Origin of the sequence: Corynebacterium comes (assembly GCF_009734405.1) — a bacterium.
Taxonomy (GTDB): Bacteria; Actinomycetota; Actinomycetes; order Mycobacteriales; family Mycobacteriaceae; genus Corynebacterium; species Corynebacterium comes.
Genome location: NZ_CP046453.1, coordinates 1,069,777 through 1,085,472 on the forward strand (window position 1 = coordinate 1,069,777; position 15,696 = coordinate 1,085,472).

General features: G+C 67.7%; 13 protein-coding genes and 1 tRNA gene. 6 read left to right on the top strand and 8 right to left on the bottom strand.

All coding sequences use genetic code 11. The annotated features are described in order from the left end of the window. Positions 1-70: 70 nt before the first annotated feature. Complete coding sequence (locus tag CETAM_RS05205; RefSeq protein ID WP_156227636.1) at positions 71-607, bottom strand: YceI family protein; 537 nt, start codon at positions 605-607, stop codon at positions 71-73. 238 nt (positions 608-845) lie between these two features. Between CETAM_RS05205 and CETAM_RS05210 the strand changes: the two genes are divergently transcribed. Both CETAM_RS05210 and CETAM_RS05215 read left to right on the top strand, forming a co-directional pair. Then, positions 846-1,355, top strand: a complete 510-nt coding sequence (locus tag CETAM_RS05210) for a MarR family winged helix-turn-helix transcriptional regulator (RefSeq protein WP_156227638.1) — start codon at positions 846-848, stop codon at positions 1,353-1,355. A gap of 95 nt (positions 1,356-1,450) precedes the next feature. Further along, positions 1,451-1,657: a PspC domain-containing protein gene (locus CETAM_RS05215; RefSeq protein ID WP_231587593.1), complete on the top strand. Its 207-nt coding sequence runs from the start codon at positions 1,451-1,453 to the stop codon at positions 1,655-1,657. A 68-nt stretch (positions 1,658-1,725) separates the two neighbouring features. Here CETAM_RS05215 and catC read toward each other — a convergent pair whose 3' ends face one another. From catC to CETAM_RS05240, 5 genes are all read right to left on the bottom strand, one after another. Continuing rightward, positions 1,726-2,016 (bottom strand): muconolactone Delta-isomerase, encoded by a 291-nt coding sequence (catC, locus tag CETAM_RS05220; RefSeq protein ID WP_156229384.1) that lies wholly within the window; start codon positions 2,014-2,016, stop codon positions 1,726-1,728. A 111-nt stretch (positions 2,017-2,127) separates the two neighbouring features. Then, a complete protein-coding gene (gene acnA, locus CETAM_RS05225; protein ID WP_330221208.1) occupies positions 2,128-4,929 on the bottom strand; it encodes an aconitate hydratase in 2,802 nt (933 codons plus the stop codon). A 200-nt stretch (positions 4,930-5,129) separates the two neighbouring features. After that, positions 5,130-5,708 (bottom strand): DUF937 domain-containing protein, encoded by a 579-nt coding sequence (locus tag CETAM_RS05230; RefSeq protein ID WP_156227642.1) that lies wholly within the window; start codon positions 5,706-5,708, stop codon positions 5,130-5,132. Positions 5,709-5,942: 234 nt separating this feature from the next. Then, positions 5,943-6,015, bottom strand: a tRNA-Arg gene (locus CETAM_RS05235). Between the two features lie 81 nt (positions 6,016-6,096). After that, the gene (locus tag CETAM_RS05240) at positions 6,097-7,665 is read right to left on the bottom strand and encodes an alpha/beta hydrolase (RefSeq protein ID WP_156227644.1); all 1,569 of its coding nucleotides are present in this window, start codon (positions 7,663-7,665) and stop codon (positions 6,097-6,099) included. A 141-nt stretch (positions 7,666-7,806) separates the two neighbouring features. Here CETAM_RS05240 and argS point away from each other — a divergent pair, with 141 nt between their 5' ends. Beyond that, complete coding sequence (gene argS, locus CETAM_RS05245) at positions 7,807-9,453, top strand: arginine--tRNA ligase (protein WP_156227646.1); 1,647 nt, start codon at positions 7,807-7,809, stop codon at positions 9,451-9,453. Positions 9,454-9,457: 4 nt separating this feature from the next. Next, positions 9,458-10,786 (top strand): diaminopimelate decarboxylase, encoded by a 1,329-nt coding sequence (gene lysA / locus CETAM_RS05250; protein WP_156227648.1) that lies wholly within the window; start codon positions 9,458-9,460, stop codon positions 10,784-10,786. 92 nt (positions 10,787-10,878) lie between these two features. On the opposite strand, the gene CETAM_RS05255 is transcribed toward lysA, so the two are convergent. Further along, positions 10,879-11,646, bottom strand: a complete 768-nt coding sequence (locus CETAM_RS05255) for a hypothetical protein (RefSeq protein WP_156227650.1) — start codon at positions 11,644-11,646, stop codon at positions 10,879-10,881. Positions 11,647-11,939: 293 nt separating this feature from the next. On the opposite strand from CETAM_RS05255, the gene CETAM_RS05260 reads away from it, so the two are divergent. Both CETAM_RS05260 and CETAM_RS05265 read left to right on the top strand, forming a co-directional pair. Then, on the top strand, positions 11,940-12,599 hold the full coding sequence (locus CETAM_RS05260) for a response regulator transcription factor (protein WP_156227652.1): 660 nt from the start codon (positions 11,940-11,942) through the stop codon (positions 12,597-12,599). Next, a complete protein-coding gene (locus CETAM_RS05265; RefSeq protein ID WP_156227654.1) occupies positions 12,596-14,893 on the top strand; it encodes a sensor histidine kinase in 2,298 nt (765 codons plus the stop codon). The genes CETAM_RS05260 and CETAM_RS05265 overlap by 4 nt, the downstream gene beginning before the upstream one ends. Here the strand turns inward: CETAM_RS05265 and CETAM_RS05270 are convergent. Further along, positions 14,883-15,638, bottom strand: a complete 756-nt coding sequence (locus CETAM_RS05270; protein ID WP_156227656.1) for a hypothetical protein — start codon at positions 15,636-15,638, stop codon at positions 14,883-14,885. The two genes, CETAM_RS05265 and CETAM_RS05270, sit on opposite strands and share 11 nt — an antisense overlap. Between the last annotated feature and the right edge of the window lie 58 nt (positions 15,639-15,696).

The following is a 15,696-nucleotide window of genomic DNA, read 5'->3' on the forward strand; positions in this document are numbered from 1 at the left end:
ACGGGGTCGAGAACGCCTAAACCCCCGTTCCGGCAGCGATGGCTGGAACGGGGGTTCGGGAGAAGAAAGCTTAGGCCTGCTTGATGCCGGAGCCGTCGATCTCGATGACGATCTGCTCGGAAACCAGGACGCCACCGGAGCCCAGCGGAGCCTGGAAGTCGACGCCGAAGTCCTTGCGGTTGATCTTGGTGGTGGCCTCGAAACCGATGCGGACGTTGCCGAACGGATCCTCTTCGACGCCGAAGATCTCCACGTCCAGGGTGACCGGCTTGGTCACGCCCTTCAGGGTCAGGTCGCCGGTGACGGTGCCGGAGTTGCCGGAGATGTCGAAGGAGGTGGACTCGAAGGTCATCTCCGGGAACTGCTCGACGGCGAAGAAGTCGTCGCCGCGGACGTGGCCGTCGCGGTCGGCGTTGCCGGTGTTCACGGAAGCGGTCTTGATGACTGCCTTCACGACGGAAGCGGCCGGGTTGGCCTGGTCGACGACTGCCGAGCCCTCGAACTCCTCGAAGTTGCCGCGGACCTTGGTAACCATTGCGTGGCGGGCGATGAAGCCGATCTTGGTGTGGGCGGAATCCAGAACCCAGGTGCCGGTGTAGTTGGTCATGCTTTTCTCCTCAGGTTGTCTCTACATTTTCTGCCGCACCCCGTTCCCGGTGTGCGGTTCCGAGCCTACTCTAGCAAAAGTTGATGACTTGTCAACATATAGGATAATATTCATCTACATGAAGAGAGAAGAAGCAGGTGACAGTATGGAAGAAGGGGAGTACCGCGGGATGGAAAGCGGAACGGACAGGCCGTCGGGAATTAGTGACACGACATATGGCGGGGCTATAGTCGATGACATGGCAACCGAGGCTCGTTGGCTCAACGACGAAGAGCAGGCGTTGTGGCGACTCATCCTCGCCGGAATGCGCAAGATCGATCGCGTCATGGATGAGACCCTGCTGGCAGGCAGCGACCTCTCCAATTCGGAGTTCTCCGTACTCGTCTCCCTGTCCGAGGCCGCTGAAGGGTGCCTGCGTCTGCGTGACCTCTGCGCCGGACTCGACTGGGACCGGTCCCGCACGTCCCACCAGATCACCCGCATGGAGCGTCGTGGACTGGTGACCAAGCGCAAGAGCGAGGGGGATGCCCGCGGCGTCATTGTCTCGTTGACGGACGAAGGCATGCGTCGACTGCGTTCGGCCGCGCCGGAGCACGTGGAGAGCGTTCGGCGGGTGGTCTTCGACCACATGACCCCCGAGCAGTACACCCACCTCAAGTCGTTCATGGAGGGCGTCGTCGCCGTGGCCAACGTGCCGGGGCATCCGGACTTCAACGGCACGCTGACAGGTCCCGGTCCGGCCCACTGAGATCAGGGTTTTCTCGGGGTTCTTCCCTATGTCAATCCGTACCGTGAACTGCCATCATGGGGGATAGCAGATCACGACACGACAAGGAGCCCCACATGACCGACTTCAACACCCCGATGCACCAGCGCCGCCTGCACCGTTCACTGACGGACCGTTATGTCGCCGGCGTCCTCGGCGGCATCGCTGAGACCTACGGCTGGAATTCCACCCTGGTGCGAGTCCTCTTCGTAGCATCCTTCCTGCTGCCTGGCCCGCAGGTCCTGGCGTACTTCATCGCCTGGATCATCATGCCGAACGGCTAGGAGACGAAGACACCGCCCGTCCGCCACGTGAGAACGTGGGGGACGGGCGGTGTGCGTCGATAAGCGGTCTAGAAGAAGTCGCTGCGGGTGGCGTTCGGGTGCTGCGCCAGCGGGGTGGCCTTGATGGTCATGTACTTGTACATGGGGAAACCGGAGAGCACCTCATGCAGGTGATCGTTGTCGCGTACGTCGTAGATGGAGTAGTTGGAGTACTCGCCGACCACGCGCCAGATGCCCTTCATCGTGCCCTCCTTCTGGAGGTTGCCGGAGTACTCCTTCTCGCGGACCTGGAAGTCTGCGACCTGCTCGGGGGTGAGGGACTCGGGGAACGTGACATCCATGCGTGCCAGGAACAACATTGCGCGGCCTTTCATGATGGGGATCAGGGTGACACCTCACCCTACCTGCGGGTCTTCCGGCGGGCTCCGGCGCCACCGGGAGGATGGGCGACGGAGCCGATGCCGCCCGGATCAGAGCAGCTGGCGCAGCACGTAGGGCAGGATGCCGCCGTGCTGGTAGTAGGCCTCCTCCGCCGGGGTGTCCACCCGTACCACCGCCTCGAATTCGATCGTGCGGCCATCCGCCTCGGCGCGGACGGAGACAGTGTCGGGGATGCCCGCACGGCCCTCGAGACCGGTGATGGAGAAGACCTCCTCACCGGTGATCCCCAGGCTCACGGCCGACTCCCCCTCCGGGAACTGGAGGGGGAGCACACCCATGCCGACCAGGTTCGAGCGGTGGATGCGTTCGAAGGACTCCGCGATCACGGCACGCACACCCAGCAGCGTGGTGCCCTTGGCGGCCCAGTCGCGGGAGGAACCCGAACCGTAGTCGGCGCCGGCGATGACCACCAGAGGCACGCCCTCGTCCGCGTAGCGCATGGCGGCGTCGTAGATGGCGGTCTGCTCGCCGTCGGGGAAGTGCCGGGTGACCCCGCCCTCGGTGCCCGGGGCCAGCAGATTGCGCAGACGCACGTTGGCGAAGGTGCCCCGGACCATGACGTCGTGGTTGCCGCGGCGGGAGCCGTAGGAGTTGAAGTCCTTCGGCTGCACACCCTGTTCCTGCAGATACCGTCCCGCCGGCGAGGCCGGGTTGATGTTTCCGGCGGGGGAGATATGGTCGGTGGTGACGGAATCCCCCAGCAGGGCCAGCACACGGGCGTCCGCGATATCGGACACCGGCTCCGGTTCCGCCTTCATCCCCTCGAAATAGGGGGGCTTACGGATGTAGGTGGACTCCCCGCTCCAGGCGTACTTGTCGCCCTCCGGAATACTCATCCCACGCCAGTTCTCGTCACCGGCGTAGACGTCGGCGTAGCCATCGGTGAACATCTCGGCCCGGACGTTCTCGGCGACGACCGCCCTGATCTCCTCCTCGCTGGGCCAGATGTCACGCAGGAAGACGTCCTGCCCGTCGGCACCCTTGCCCAGCGGATCCGTGAGCAGATCAGTGTGCATGCTCCCGGCCAGGGCATAGGCGATGACCAGGGGCGGGGAGGCCAGGAAGTTCATCTTCACCTCTGGGTGGATCCGCCCCTCGAAGTTGCGGTTGCCCGACAGCACGGACGCGACGTTGAGGTTGGTGTCGGTGACGGCCCTGCTCACCTCGGGGATCAACGGGCCGGAGTTGCCGATGCAGGTGGTGCAGCCGTAGCCGATGTTGTGGAAACCGAGCGCATCCAGGTACTGCGTCAGGCCCGCCCGCTCGTAGTAGTCGGTGACCACACGCGAGCCCGGGGCCAGCGTCGTCTTCACCCAGGGGCGGGTCTTCATGCCCTTCTCCACGGCCTTCTTGGCCAGCAGGCCGGCGCCGAGCATCACGGAGGGGTTGGAGGTGTTGGTGCACGAGGTGATCGCGGCGATGACCACATCACCGTGGTCGATGATCGCGGGCGTGTCCCCGATGACCACGTCCACCGGGTCACTGGGCCAGCCGAGCTTTGCGTTGGCCGTCAGCTGCTCACGGGTCAGCGTCCGCGGCGGGGCGTCCTTGCGGGGGCCCGGGGTCAGGGACACCGGGTCACTGGCCGGGAAGGAATCCTCGGAGGCGTCGTCCACACTGCCGGCGGCCGGTTCGTACACGGAGTGTTCGCCGGCGAGCAGACCGAGGATGCTGGCGGGGGCGTCGCCGAGCGGGATGCGGTCCTGGGGGCGCTTCGGTCCGGCGATGGACGGCACGACCGACGAGAGATCCAGTTCGACGACCCTGGTGTAGTCGGCGGGGGTCTGCGGATCGTGCCACAGGCCCTGCTGCCTGGCGTAGGCCTCGACGAGCGCGATCTGCTGCTCATCGCGTCCGGTCAGGCGCAGGTAGTCCAGGGTCTCGTCATCGATGGGGAAGATGGCGACGGTCGCACCGTATTCCGGGCTCATGTTGCCCAGGGTCGCGCGGTTGGCCAGCGGGATGTTCGCCACGCCGGGGCCGAAGAACTCGACGAACTTACCCACGACACGGGTCTCGCGCAGCAGCTCCACCACGGTGAGCACGAGGTCGGTGGCGGTGGTGCCCGCAGGCAGCTGACCGGTCAGCTTCAGCCCGATGACCTCCGGGATGAGCAGGCTGGCGGGCTGGCCGAGCATCGCGGCCTCCGCCTCGATGCCGCCCACGCCCCAGCCCAGCACGCCCAGGCCGTTGACCATCGGGGTGTGGGAGTCGGTGCCCACCAGCGTGTCCGGATAGGCCTGGGTCACTCCGTCACGTTCGCGGGTGAACACCACCCGCGAGAGGTACTCCAGGTTGACCTGGTGGCAGATGCCGGTGTCCGGCGGGACCACCACGAAATCGCTGAAGGACTCCTGGGCCCAGCGCAGCAGCTGGTAGCGCTCCTCGTTGCGGGAGAACTCCAGCTGCGCGTTGATGTTGAGGGCGTCCGGGCTGCCGAAGGCATCGGCGATGAGCGAATGGTCGATGACCAGCTCACCGGGGATCAGCGGATTGATCTTCGCCGGGTCACCGCCGAGATCTGTCATCGCATCCCGCATGGCCACGAGGTCCACGACGCACGGCACGCCGGTGAAGTCCTGCATGAGGACGCGGGCGGGGGAGTACTGGATCTCGCGTTCGGAGGTGTCCCCCGGCGTCCAGTGGAGCAACGCGTCGATCTGCTCGGGAGTGACCAGCCGACCGTCCTCGTTGCGCAGCAGGTTCTCCAGGAGAACCTTGAGGCTGTAGGGCAGGCGCGAGGCGGTCTCCAGCTTGTCCAGGCGGAAGATCTCGTAGTCGGTGTCACCCACCCTCAACTGATCGCGGGTATCAAAGCTATTGCTACTCATGATGGGCATACCTCTCATGTACTGAGTGGTCGCCTCTACGTGAATACCGCATCCGGCACGGAGGGGAGCCTGCAACCACTCTCGAATGGTCGGGGTCTGTGGTTGTTGCTTCGGGAAGGGTGCCCATCGTCCTTCCCGGGCACCTCAACCCCCAACGTACGTGATCTGGCTCACTTCCGCCCCGGTTTCCCGGGCCCTGCTTATCGACGCCCCCCGCCCAGCAACCCGCCGAGCAGGTCACCGAAGATGCCGCCGCCCATGCCCTCGAGCGGAGAGCCCGAGGCCTGCGTGGAGGTGGGCCCGGAGCTGGGGCCGCCGCCGAGCACCTGGCCGAGGATCTGCTCGAGCAGACCACCCTGCGGGGACGTCTCCGTGGAGCCGCGTTGCTGGAGTCGGCCGGCCAACCAGGACATGGCCAGCGGGGCGAGGATGGGCAGCAGCTTCTTCACCAGATCGCTGCCGCCGGCCACACCTCCGAGCTGGTGGACCACCTGCTCCTCCTTCGAACCGAAGACGTGGTGGGCGATCTTCGCGCCGTCGGCGGTGTCGATGGCCTCGACGTCGACGTCGCCCTCCGCCAGGGAGGGGTCATGCTTGCCCAGGGCGCTGGCGAGCGAGTCCCGGCCCTCCGGGGCCTGGGCATTGGCGCCCATGCCCATGAGCAGCGCGGGGAGTACGGTCTCTGCGGCCTGGCGGACCTTGTTCGGGTCCTCGCCGAGCTGGCCGGCGATACGGTCGATGGGCAGGGAGGACAGGAACTGGTTGATGTTGTCGGTCATACCCTTCAACGGTAGTCGCGGGGGAGGGTGATGCGCCGTGGTTTCCACTTCGGCCCCCTCTAAGGCCCGTGGGAGCCTGTCCGGGACGCCTTGAGGGGGTCCTAAGCGGACAGGTCTGACGCGGGAACCGGGTTCCGTCACCCGGCAGGGAGGTCCCCCCGGGAAAAATATCAGGGCCCCCCACCTGAACGGTGGGAGGCCCTGACGGGAACGATGTCCCGAGACTTCACAGAGTGTCCCCGACAGGATTCGAACCTGCGACCTTTGGTACCGGAAACCAGTGCTCTATCCACTGAGCTACGGAGACATCGCGGCCATCCACAACGGGGATGACAACGGTGAAAGTCTAGCACCCCCCTGGGTGGGAGGCCCAAATCACCCCGGTGTTCTAGCGGTTCACGCCGGGGACGTCGGTGGTGTCGGTGCGGCCGGTGCGCAGATACTCCACGACAACCTCATCCACCGCGGCGTTGCCCAGGCCCACGTGGCCGTGGCCGTTGCCGTGGACGGTGACGACGTGGGCGTTCATGGCGCCGGCAAGGCGGGTGTGGTGGGCGTAGGGGGTCTGCGGGTCGCCGGTGGCCTGGACGAGCAGGGGGCGGGTGTCCAGCCGGGAGCCGTCGACGGCGGGCAGGCCGGCGACGGGGTCCGCGCCCGAGCAGGCGGCGCCGGAGGTGAAGAAGGCGTTGGGGGCGGTGAAGATGTCGCCGGTGACGAAGTTGGTCCAGGCGTAGTCGGGGATGTCGGCGGGGTCGGCCGGGTACTGGTTCTCGTTGCACATGATCAGGCGCTGCATGAGCTGGGCGGTGGCGAAGGCGTCGGCCTCCTCCTCGGACATCTGCTCGGCTATGGCGTTGAAGTCCGGCAGCGGCTCCGTGCCGTTGATCATGCGGGCGAGGGCATCCCACCGGGTGGGGGCGGGCAGGAGGCTGCGGGTGATGCCCAGGGTGGGGGAGGTGGCCTGGTTGCCGCCGGTCGTGGCCTGGGAGCTCAGGCCCTGGGAGGAGACGGCGAAGGGGTTGGTGGCGTTCATGACGTCCACGCCCACGCCCTGGGAGGACTCCAGTCCGGGTGGGAGGTCGCCGACGCGGGCGGGCGGCGGGACGACGGTGGGGTTGGTGCCGGATTCGGCGACGACCTTGCGTGACCAGGCCTGGTAGACGGCGAGCGGGGTGTCGCCCAGTCCGTAGGTGTCGTTGCGCTCGGCGGTCCAGGCCATGAAGTCGTGGAGGGAGTTCTCGTAACCTGCCTGCTGGGCGCCCAGGATGCCGTTCCAGGCCAGACCCGGGTCCATGGCGGAATCCAGGACGACACGGTCGGTGTGCTGGGGGTAGCGGGTGGCGTAGGCGGAGCCGAGGAAGGTGCCGTAGGACAGGCCCATGATGGAGATCTGGTCCCGTCCGAGGGCGTTGCGGACCCATTCCCAGTCATCGACGGTGTTGTCGGTGGTCAGGGACGCGGTGTAGCCCGGGGTGGTGGACTCGCAGGCCTCGCGGATGAGCCCGCCCTGACGGACGTAGAGATCCACGGGGTTGACGGATGCCCGGGCGTTGACCTCGTCGTTGCAGGCGACAGGCGTGGAGCCGGGCAGGCCGCGGGGCTGGACCGCGACGCGTTCCCACTCGTTGACGATGCCCGCCGGCCAGGAGAGGCCCTCGCCGCCGAAGTAGGAGTACGCGTCGCCGCCGGGGCCGCCCGGGTTGCCGAAGAGGGTGCCGCGTGCGGTGCCGGAGGCGGCCGGGACGCGGACGAAGCCGACGGAGATCTTCGGGCCGGCCGGGTCGGAGTGGTACATGGGGACGTCGATACGCCCGCACTGGGCGGCCTGGTCGGTGACCTGGGCGGGGCAGGCCTCCCAGGTGACGGGCTGGGCCGGGGACGCGAACGTGGCCGGGGCCAGTCCGAGCATCGCGACGGCGGCGAGGGTGGCGGCGAGCGGGCGGGTCAGGGTGCGCATGCGGGAATCATCTCTTCGACGGCATAAATGTGCGTGAGTATTTGGCTCGGGGACATGCTAACCCGGATCAGTGCCCGCCACGTGGGTATCGGCCGGACGTCAGTAGGAGAGCCTCGCGTCGGTGCACTACACTTTCTGCCCATGACACCTGCTGATCTTGCGTCCCTCATCCGGGAGACGGCCACCGGAGTGCTGGCATCCCGTGACCTCGACACCTCTGTTCTTCCTGATCAGGTCGTCGTTGAGCGTCCCCGTAATCCGGAGCACGGTGACTACGCCACCAACCTGGCACTGCAGGTGGCCAAGAAGGTGGGCGTCAACCCCCGCGATCTGGCGACCTGGCTTGCCGACGCCCTCGCGGCCGACCCCGCCATCGACTCCGCCGAGATCGCCGGCCCGGGCTTCCTGAACATCCGTCTCGCCGCTGCCGCGCAGGGTGAGATCGTGGCGAAGATCCTCGAGGCGGGCGATTCCTTCGGCCACCAGGACAGGTACAAGGGCGAGAAGATCAACCTGGAGTTCGTCTCCGCGAACCCGACCGGCCCGATCCACCTGGGCGGCACCCGCTGGGCGGCCGTCGGCGATTCCCTCGGCCGGGTGCTCGCCGCCGCCGGCGCCGATGTCACCCGCGAGTACTACTTCAACGACCACGGTGGTCAGATCGACCGTTTCGCCCGTTCCCTGCTCGCCGCGGCCAAGGGGGAGCCGACGCCGGAGGACGGCTACGGCGGTGACTACATCGGCGAGATCGCGAAGGCGGTCGTCGAGAAGCAGCCGGACGCCCTGGCGGGGGAGGATCCGCAGGAGACCTTCCGCTCGCTCGGCGTGGAGATGATGTTCGAGCACATCAGGGAGTCCCTCCACGAGTTCGGCACCGACTTCGACGTGTACTTCCACGAGAACTCCCTGTTCGAGTCCGGCGCGGTGGACAAGGCCGTGCAGAAGCTCAAGGACAACGGCAACCTCTACGAGTCCGAGGGCGCGTGGTGGCTGCGCTCGACGAACTTCGGTGACGACAAGGACCGCGTTGTCATCAAATCCGACGGCGAGGCCGCCTACATCGCCGGCGACATCGCCTACGTGGCCGACAAGTTCGAACGCGGCCACACCCGGGCCATCTACATGCTGGGTGCTGACCACCACGGTTACGTCGCCCGCCTCAAGGCCGCCGCCGCCGCGCTCGGCTACGACCCCGACCAGGTCGAGGTGATGATCGGCCAGATGGTCAACCTGGTCCGTGACGGCCAGGCGATGCGCATGTCCAAGCGTGCCGGCACCGTGATCACCCTCGACGACCTCGTCGAGGCCATCGGAATCGATGCCGCCCGCTACTCCCTGATCCGCTCCTCCGTCGACTCCTCCCTGGACATCGACCTGGCACTGTGGGCCTCCCAGTCCTCTGACAACCCCGTCTACTACGTCCAGTACGGCCACGCCCGTCTCTGCTCGATCGCCCGCAAGGCCGCCGAGCTGGGCGTGACCTATGATGGCGCCGACTACTCCCTGCTCACCCACGAGCGGGAAGGGGATCTCATCCGTACCCTGGGCGAATTCCCGGCCGTCATGCTGGGCGCCGCCGAACTGCGCGAACCGCACCGCGTCGCCCGCTACGCTGAAGAACTGGCGGGTGTGTTCCACCGCTTCTACGACAACTGCCAGATCCTGCCCAAGGCCGACGAAGAGGCCGCACCGATCCACACCGCCCGCCTCGCCCTCGCCGCAGCCACCCGCCAGGTGCTGGCCAACGCGCTCGGCATGGTCGGTGTCACCGCCCCGGAGAGGATGTAAGTCGATGACCGACTTCAACGACCTGCCCGCCCATGTCTGGCCGCGTAACGCCTTCCGGCAGGAGGACGGCGTGGTCACCATCGCCGGCGTACCCCTCCCGGAGATCGCCGAGGAGTACGGCACCCCCGTGTACGTCGTCGACGAGGACGACTTCCGCTCCCGCTGCCAGGACATGGCACGCGCCTTCGGAGGCCCGGAGAACGTCCACTACGCCTCCAAGGCGTTCTTGACCCGCACCGTCGCCCGCTGGGTGGACGAGGAGGGGCTCTCGCTGGACGTCGCCTCCCTCAACGAACTGAAGATCGCCCTGGCCGCAGATTTCCCGGCTGAGCGCATCACCGCCCACGGCAACAACAAGGGCACCGCTTTCCTGCGTGCCTGCGTCACGGAAGGCGTCGGCCACGTCGTCCTCGACTCCGAGCAGGAGCTCGTCGTCCTCGACCTCATCGCCGCCGGTGAAAGGCGCGTGCAGAAGGTGATGATCCGGGTGAAGCCGGGCATCGAGGCACACACCCACGAGGCCATCGCCACCAGCCACGAGGACCAGAAGTTCGGCTTCTCGCTGGCCTCCGGATCCGCGTTCCGCGCCGCCGAGGCAGCCATCCGCGCCGAGAACCTCGACCTCGTCGGCCTGCACTGCCACGTGGGCTCCCAGGTCTTCGACGCGGAGGGCTTCACCATGGCCGCCGACCGTGTCCTCGGCCTGTACTCCAAGATCCACCGCGAACTCGGCGTCCAGCTGCCCGAACTCGATCTCGGCGGCGGCTACGGCATCGCCTACACCGAGGACGAGCAGCCCCTCGACGTCGACGCGGTCGCCCACGACCTGCTCACCGCCGTGGCCAAGACCGCCGCCGAGCTGGGCATCGACGCCCCCGTGGTCCTCGTCGAGCCCGGCCGCGCCATCGCCGGCCCCGGCACCGTCACCGTCTACGAGGTCGGCACCGTCAAGGACGTCACCGTCGACGAAGGCGTCACCCGCCGCTACCTCTCCGTCGACGGCGGCATGTCGGACAACATCCGCCCGGCCCTCTACGGTTCGCTTTATGACGCCCGCGTGGTCAGCCGCTTCACCGAGGCCGCCCCCATCTCCTCCCGCCTGGTCGGCGCGCACTGCGAGTCGGGCGACATCCTCGTCCGTGACGCGTCCTACCCGGCGGACATCGAGACCGGCGACCTCGTGGCGCTCGCCGCCACCGGCGCCTACGCCTACGCCATGTCCAGCCGCTACAACGCCTTCGGCCGCCCGCCGGTGGTCACCGTGCGTGCGGGCAAGACGAAGCTCATGCTGCGCCGCGAGACGGTCGAGGACATTCTGTCGCTGGAGGCCTGAGTCCGTCGGGTCCGCCCCGGTATGCGAAAAAGCCGCACCAGAAGTGATCCCTTCTGGTGCGGCTTTCGTTCATGGGGCGCGGGCGCAGGACATTACCGCCCGATGCGGGAGGAGAGGCCTTTGTCCTCACGCTTCGGCTGCTCTTCGTCCCGGATATCCTCATCCCCGGAGTTCACGGGGAAAGAACCGTCGGTTCCGTCGATGCAGGCTTCGGCGGCGGGAATCATCGCCTCCATCCTGAAGACGTGGGGGTCGTAAAGAACTGTGTAAACCGGCTCCGCCTGCGCCGAGTATTCGTGGCTCTCAGCTTCTTCAGAGGCGAGCTCGGTGAGTGCCTGGAGGCCGTCGACTCGCCATGCTTCGACGAATTTCTTCCATTCCGGAAGGTTCTGTTGCAGTGCCGCGCGGCTGAACTCTTCCGTTCCGGTTTCGGCGCCTTCGGGGTTCTGGAGTTCCCATTCCGCGGCGAGGGACTCGAAGTCCAGAAGGGAGATTCGTGCCAGCAGAAGCAGCATCCGAAATTCTCCGGGCGAGTAACCGGCTGCGACTGAAGCGTCTTCGAGTCCTTCCCATTCCGCCACCACGCCGCTGAGGTCAGGAAGGATTCCGGGGGCGTCGACGACGGCGTCGATGTCTGCCGATCGGTCCGGAAGATCTTCCTTGAGCAGAGCAATCGCTTCCTCGCCAGCCTGGCGGAAATGGGCCCGCAATGATGCGGTGTCGTCGTCGGTCTGCGTGATGTAACACATATCGCCTTCGACCCTCACGTCGAAAGCAGAGGCGGCGGGGGCGAGGACTGTGCCAGAGGCGAGGACGGCGGTCGCGGAGACGACGGCCGCGAACCGGGAGAACTTCTTCACGGGTGGGACCCTTTCATGGGGACGGCGGTGGAGGGCGATTGCCCGTCGGTGATGCTAGGGCGGTTGGGGGAGGGGCGAACAGCCGCTATTTCCCGTGCCACCGGAACCAATGGCACCGTCATCCCTTTTCCGCTCGGCGTGGCAAGCGGGGGCCCCCTAAGTCGGGGGCACCGCCACCCGCGCTCCTTCCTTATGTTCGGCTAAGCGGTCATAACGTGGACTGGTAGTCCCAAATAGGCCTCTGAGCTGCGACAAGGCGAGAAAGTTTCTGCAGCAAATGTTAGGTTCAGGGTATGAAGGTTAACGTGGTGGCGGTCGATGACCATGAAGTCGCCCTCATCGGGCTCGCGAACATGCTCGACGGGTCGGCAGGGTGCGCTCTGGTGGGGGCCTACCACGGGGTCGCCGAAGGGCTCGACCACATCCGCGACCCGCAGCGGCCGAATGTGGACGTGGTGCTGCTGGACCTGCGGTTGGCGGACGGCAGCGACCCGTACATCAACGCCATGGCGCTGCAGGAGGCTGGCGCGACTGTGCTGGTGTACAGCTCGCTGGAGAGCCCCTTCCTGGTGCGCCGGGCGTTGCAGGCGGGAGTGGCGGGAGTGATCGAGAAGTCGGCGATGCCGCAGGACCTCGCCGCAGCGATCTGCCAGACGGCGCGGGGCGGGACGTACGCCACCCCGGACTGGGCGGGCATCATCGATTCCGATCCGCTGATCAACTGCGTCAACCTCTCGGAGCGCCAGCGGGAGGTGCTTGAGCTGTACGCGATGGGGGAGTCCGCGAAGCGGGTGGCCAGGCTCACCGGGCTGTCGCCGGAGACGGTGCAGGACTACCTGGGCCGGATCCGCACCAAGTACGCCCTGGCTGGTCGGCCCGCGAACACCAAGGTGGAGCTCCTGTTCCGGGCGCAGGAGGACGGTTTCCTGCCGGGGCCGCTGGAGCGGCTGTGATTCCGGCCGGACTGGCCACCACGAGCGACAGTCTCCCGGCTGATTTCCACGCCCCCGCGCCGTTGCGGAGGTCAGGGCAGCTGGCGGAAGAGGTTGAGAGCGACTACCTCCGCTCACAGACCGCGCTGCTGGCGCTGTACCGGGTGGTGGCCTTCGGCTGCGGAGTGTCCTGGCTGGTGTTCATGGGGTTGGGCTCCAACGCGGCGCAGCTCTACCGAGCATCGTTGACCGGCCCGCCGGACAGCCCGGCCTCGGCCGTCTTCTGGCTGTTCACGGTCGCCTCACTGGTCGTTGTGGCGGCGGGATTCGTCCACCGGCACGCCGTCTACCGGTGGACGCTGGGGTTGGCGGGCGGTTCCTACGTGGCCGTGCTCGCCCTCCACCTGGTCAGCCTTGTTCTCACGGATGAATCCCCGCTGACGCAGAATTACCTCGGGGACACCACCGGCCTGCCCATGGCCATGCTCATGGCTGTCCTCCCGGGCCGGGCAGGCCTGGTTCTGGCGGTGGTGACCCTGGCGGTGGCCGCGAGAGTGAATCTGGGCACGCCCCTGGGCTGGAACACCGTCCTCGAAGTGGCACACGCGCTGATTCTCATGCTGCCCTTCCTCATGCTCCTGCAGGCGGGTCGGCGGGCCTCGGAGGCACTCGACCGGATGGTGGCCGCCGACCACCGGGAAATTGTGCGTCTGGCCCGGATGAAGGCCCTGGACGAAATGGAGACACGTTTCCTCGGCCACCTGCACGACAGGGTGCTGTCCTACCTCGACGGCGTGTGGCGCGGAGTGGTGGCACTCGACCGCAGTCCCGTCGACCCCGGGAAGCTGCTGACCATGCCCCCGACCCGTTCGACGCACCTGTCCCTGAGAGCCATCGTCGCGGGCATGGTGTCGGATGCGAAGCGGTTGGACCCGGAGCTGGCGGTCAGCGCTCCGGGCCCTGTGCCGGAGTCGGCGACGATGCCGGCGGATGTGGCGGCGTCGATAAGCGATGCCCTGCTCGAGGCGGTGTCCAACGGCGTGCGGCACGCACCGGGCAGCAACCGCGCACTGGAAATTTACCCGCAGGTGGAGGAAGGGCGGTGCAGAGGAATGTCGGTGCGGGTCACCGACGACGGGAGGGGATTCGACGTCGACGATGTTCCGCGCGACCGGGCGGGGTTGCGGGTGGCCATCGCCGGCCGGATGGCGGCCACCCCCGGCTGCCGGGCGGAGATCGCCTCCTCGCCGGGGCGGGGCACCCGGGTGGAACTGACCTGGGACCCGGGACTCCGGGATCAGAGGGAGGGGCAGGCGGACAACGCGGCACCGGTCCCCGTGCCCACTCCCTACGACCTGGTCGGGGTGGGCCGGATCTTCCGCCCGCGCAACGCGGCGGTCGTCATGGCGCTGGTTCTCGGGCTGAGCCTGAACAACACCCATCCGCATGCCGTGGCGCACCTGCTGGCGCTGGCGGCCGCAGGGACAGCCGCCTGGGCCCTGGTCCAGGGCGACGCACTGCGACTTCCTGCTCGCAGCACGGCGGTGACAGCGGTGACGGCGACGCTGTTTCTCGTCGCGGCGCTGGTCGACGACCCGCCTCCCGCCGCCCACTGGCCGGCCCTCTGGTACCCGTGGGTATTCGTGCTCCTGTGCACCTACCTGGCCATCCGCGACCGGGCGCTGGTCGCCTGGTCGGTGTGGGCCATGGGCCTGGTGGCGGTGGAGCTCGTCGGCACCCCACACTTCGACGTTCCCGGACTTGTGGGGATGAGCATACTGCTGCTGCCGGCCACCCTCATCCCGAGGATGGTGGACATGAGCACCCGGGGCCTTGGCCTGGCGATGGCCAGCGCCCGCCACCGGGCCACGGAGGTGGAACTGGTCGCGGCGCGGCGGGCCTTCCTCGCCGATTCCGCCGGATGGGTGGCACGCCAGGCGGCCGCGGCCCTCGCCCCCGGGCTTTCCGGCGACGCCCGCCGCCACAACGCGCACCTGCTCGAGCTGAAGCTGCGGGACTCGATCCGCTCGCCGCTGTTCGACACCCCGCAGATCAATCGCGCGGTGTGGGACGCCCGTGCCGCCGGCGCCCGCGTCCGGCTTCTCGACGACCGCTCGACCGACGCCGCCGACGCCATCGACGCCGCCGGAACGGGGGACCGTCTGGCCCGGACGCGGGCGGCCCTGGCGGAGGTCCTCGCCGGCGACGCGGAGTCGGTGACGGCGCGGATCTACCCGGCGGGCCGGGCCGTGTACGCGACGATCGTCGTCACCGACCCTGCGGGTGAGAACCATCGCATCGAGATCAACGACTGAAGGCGGAGATCTCCTCCAGCAGTCTCAGCACCGTCGTCGTGTGGATGTGACCCAGCGGGACTCCGAGGACGAGCAGGGACACGACCGGGGCGTCGTGGGTTTCGGCGTTCGCGGTGGCGCGGTCCACCGTGCCGGCGGTCCGGCCCGCGCACAGGCGGAGCTCGGCGCTGGAGGCGGCGGCCTCGGCACGTGCGCCGGGGGTGCGTTCCCAGGCGCGCTGCCATGACTCGTCGGCGGGGATCGACAGGTTCTCATGTGTGCCGCTGAGCGCGGTCGGGGCACCCGTCCGGCGGGTGGTCTCCAGATGTTTGCGGGCCTCGTCGGTGCTGAAGGTCTGCCAGGTGCGGCCGGTCCGGCGATGGTCGTTGCGGTCCACCAGCACGCGCAGCGGAGCGGTCGCTTCCTCGTCCCGGTACCCGACGCGGTGTCCGGCCGTGTTGACCCGGTCGACGGCGGCGCGGACATGCTCGGGGATCTCGGCGAGTGCGTCGGAGGTCTTGTCCGCGTGCCAACTGCGTGCCACGGCCATGTCCTCGGCCGCCGACGGGATGTCACGCAGAATCTCGGCGGACCAGTTCGCGGCGAAGACGCCGGACAGTGCGAGCACGTCCTCGTGTTCTGCGGGGGTGTGGATCACGGTGCACGAGGCCCCGCTGACGACGACTTCGGAGGCGGAGGCCGGGGGGACGCCGATAAGCGGGGCGGCGAGGATCAGTGCCGCGGCAATGGCTGAGCGGGCAGACACGGACCTTTCCTTCTGATGTGGAGGCACATGCGGTGCCTTCCAGGTTAAGTGAGTCCAC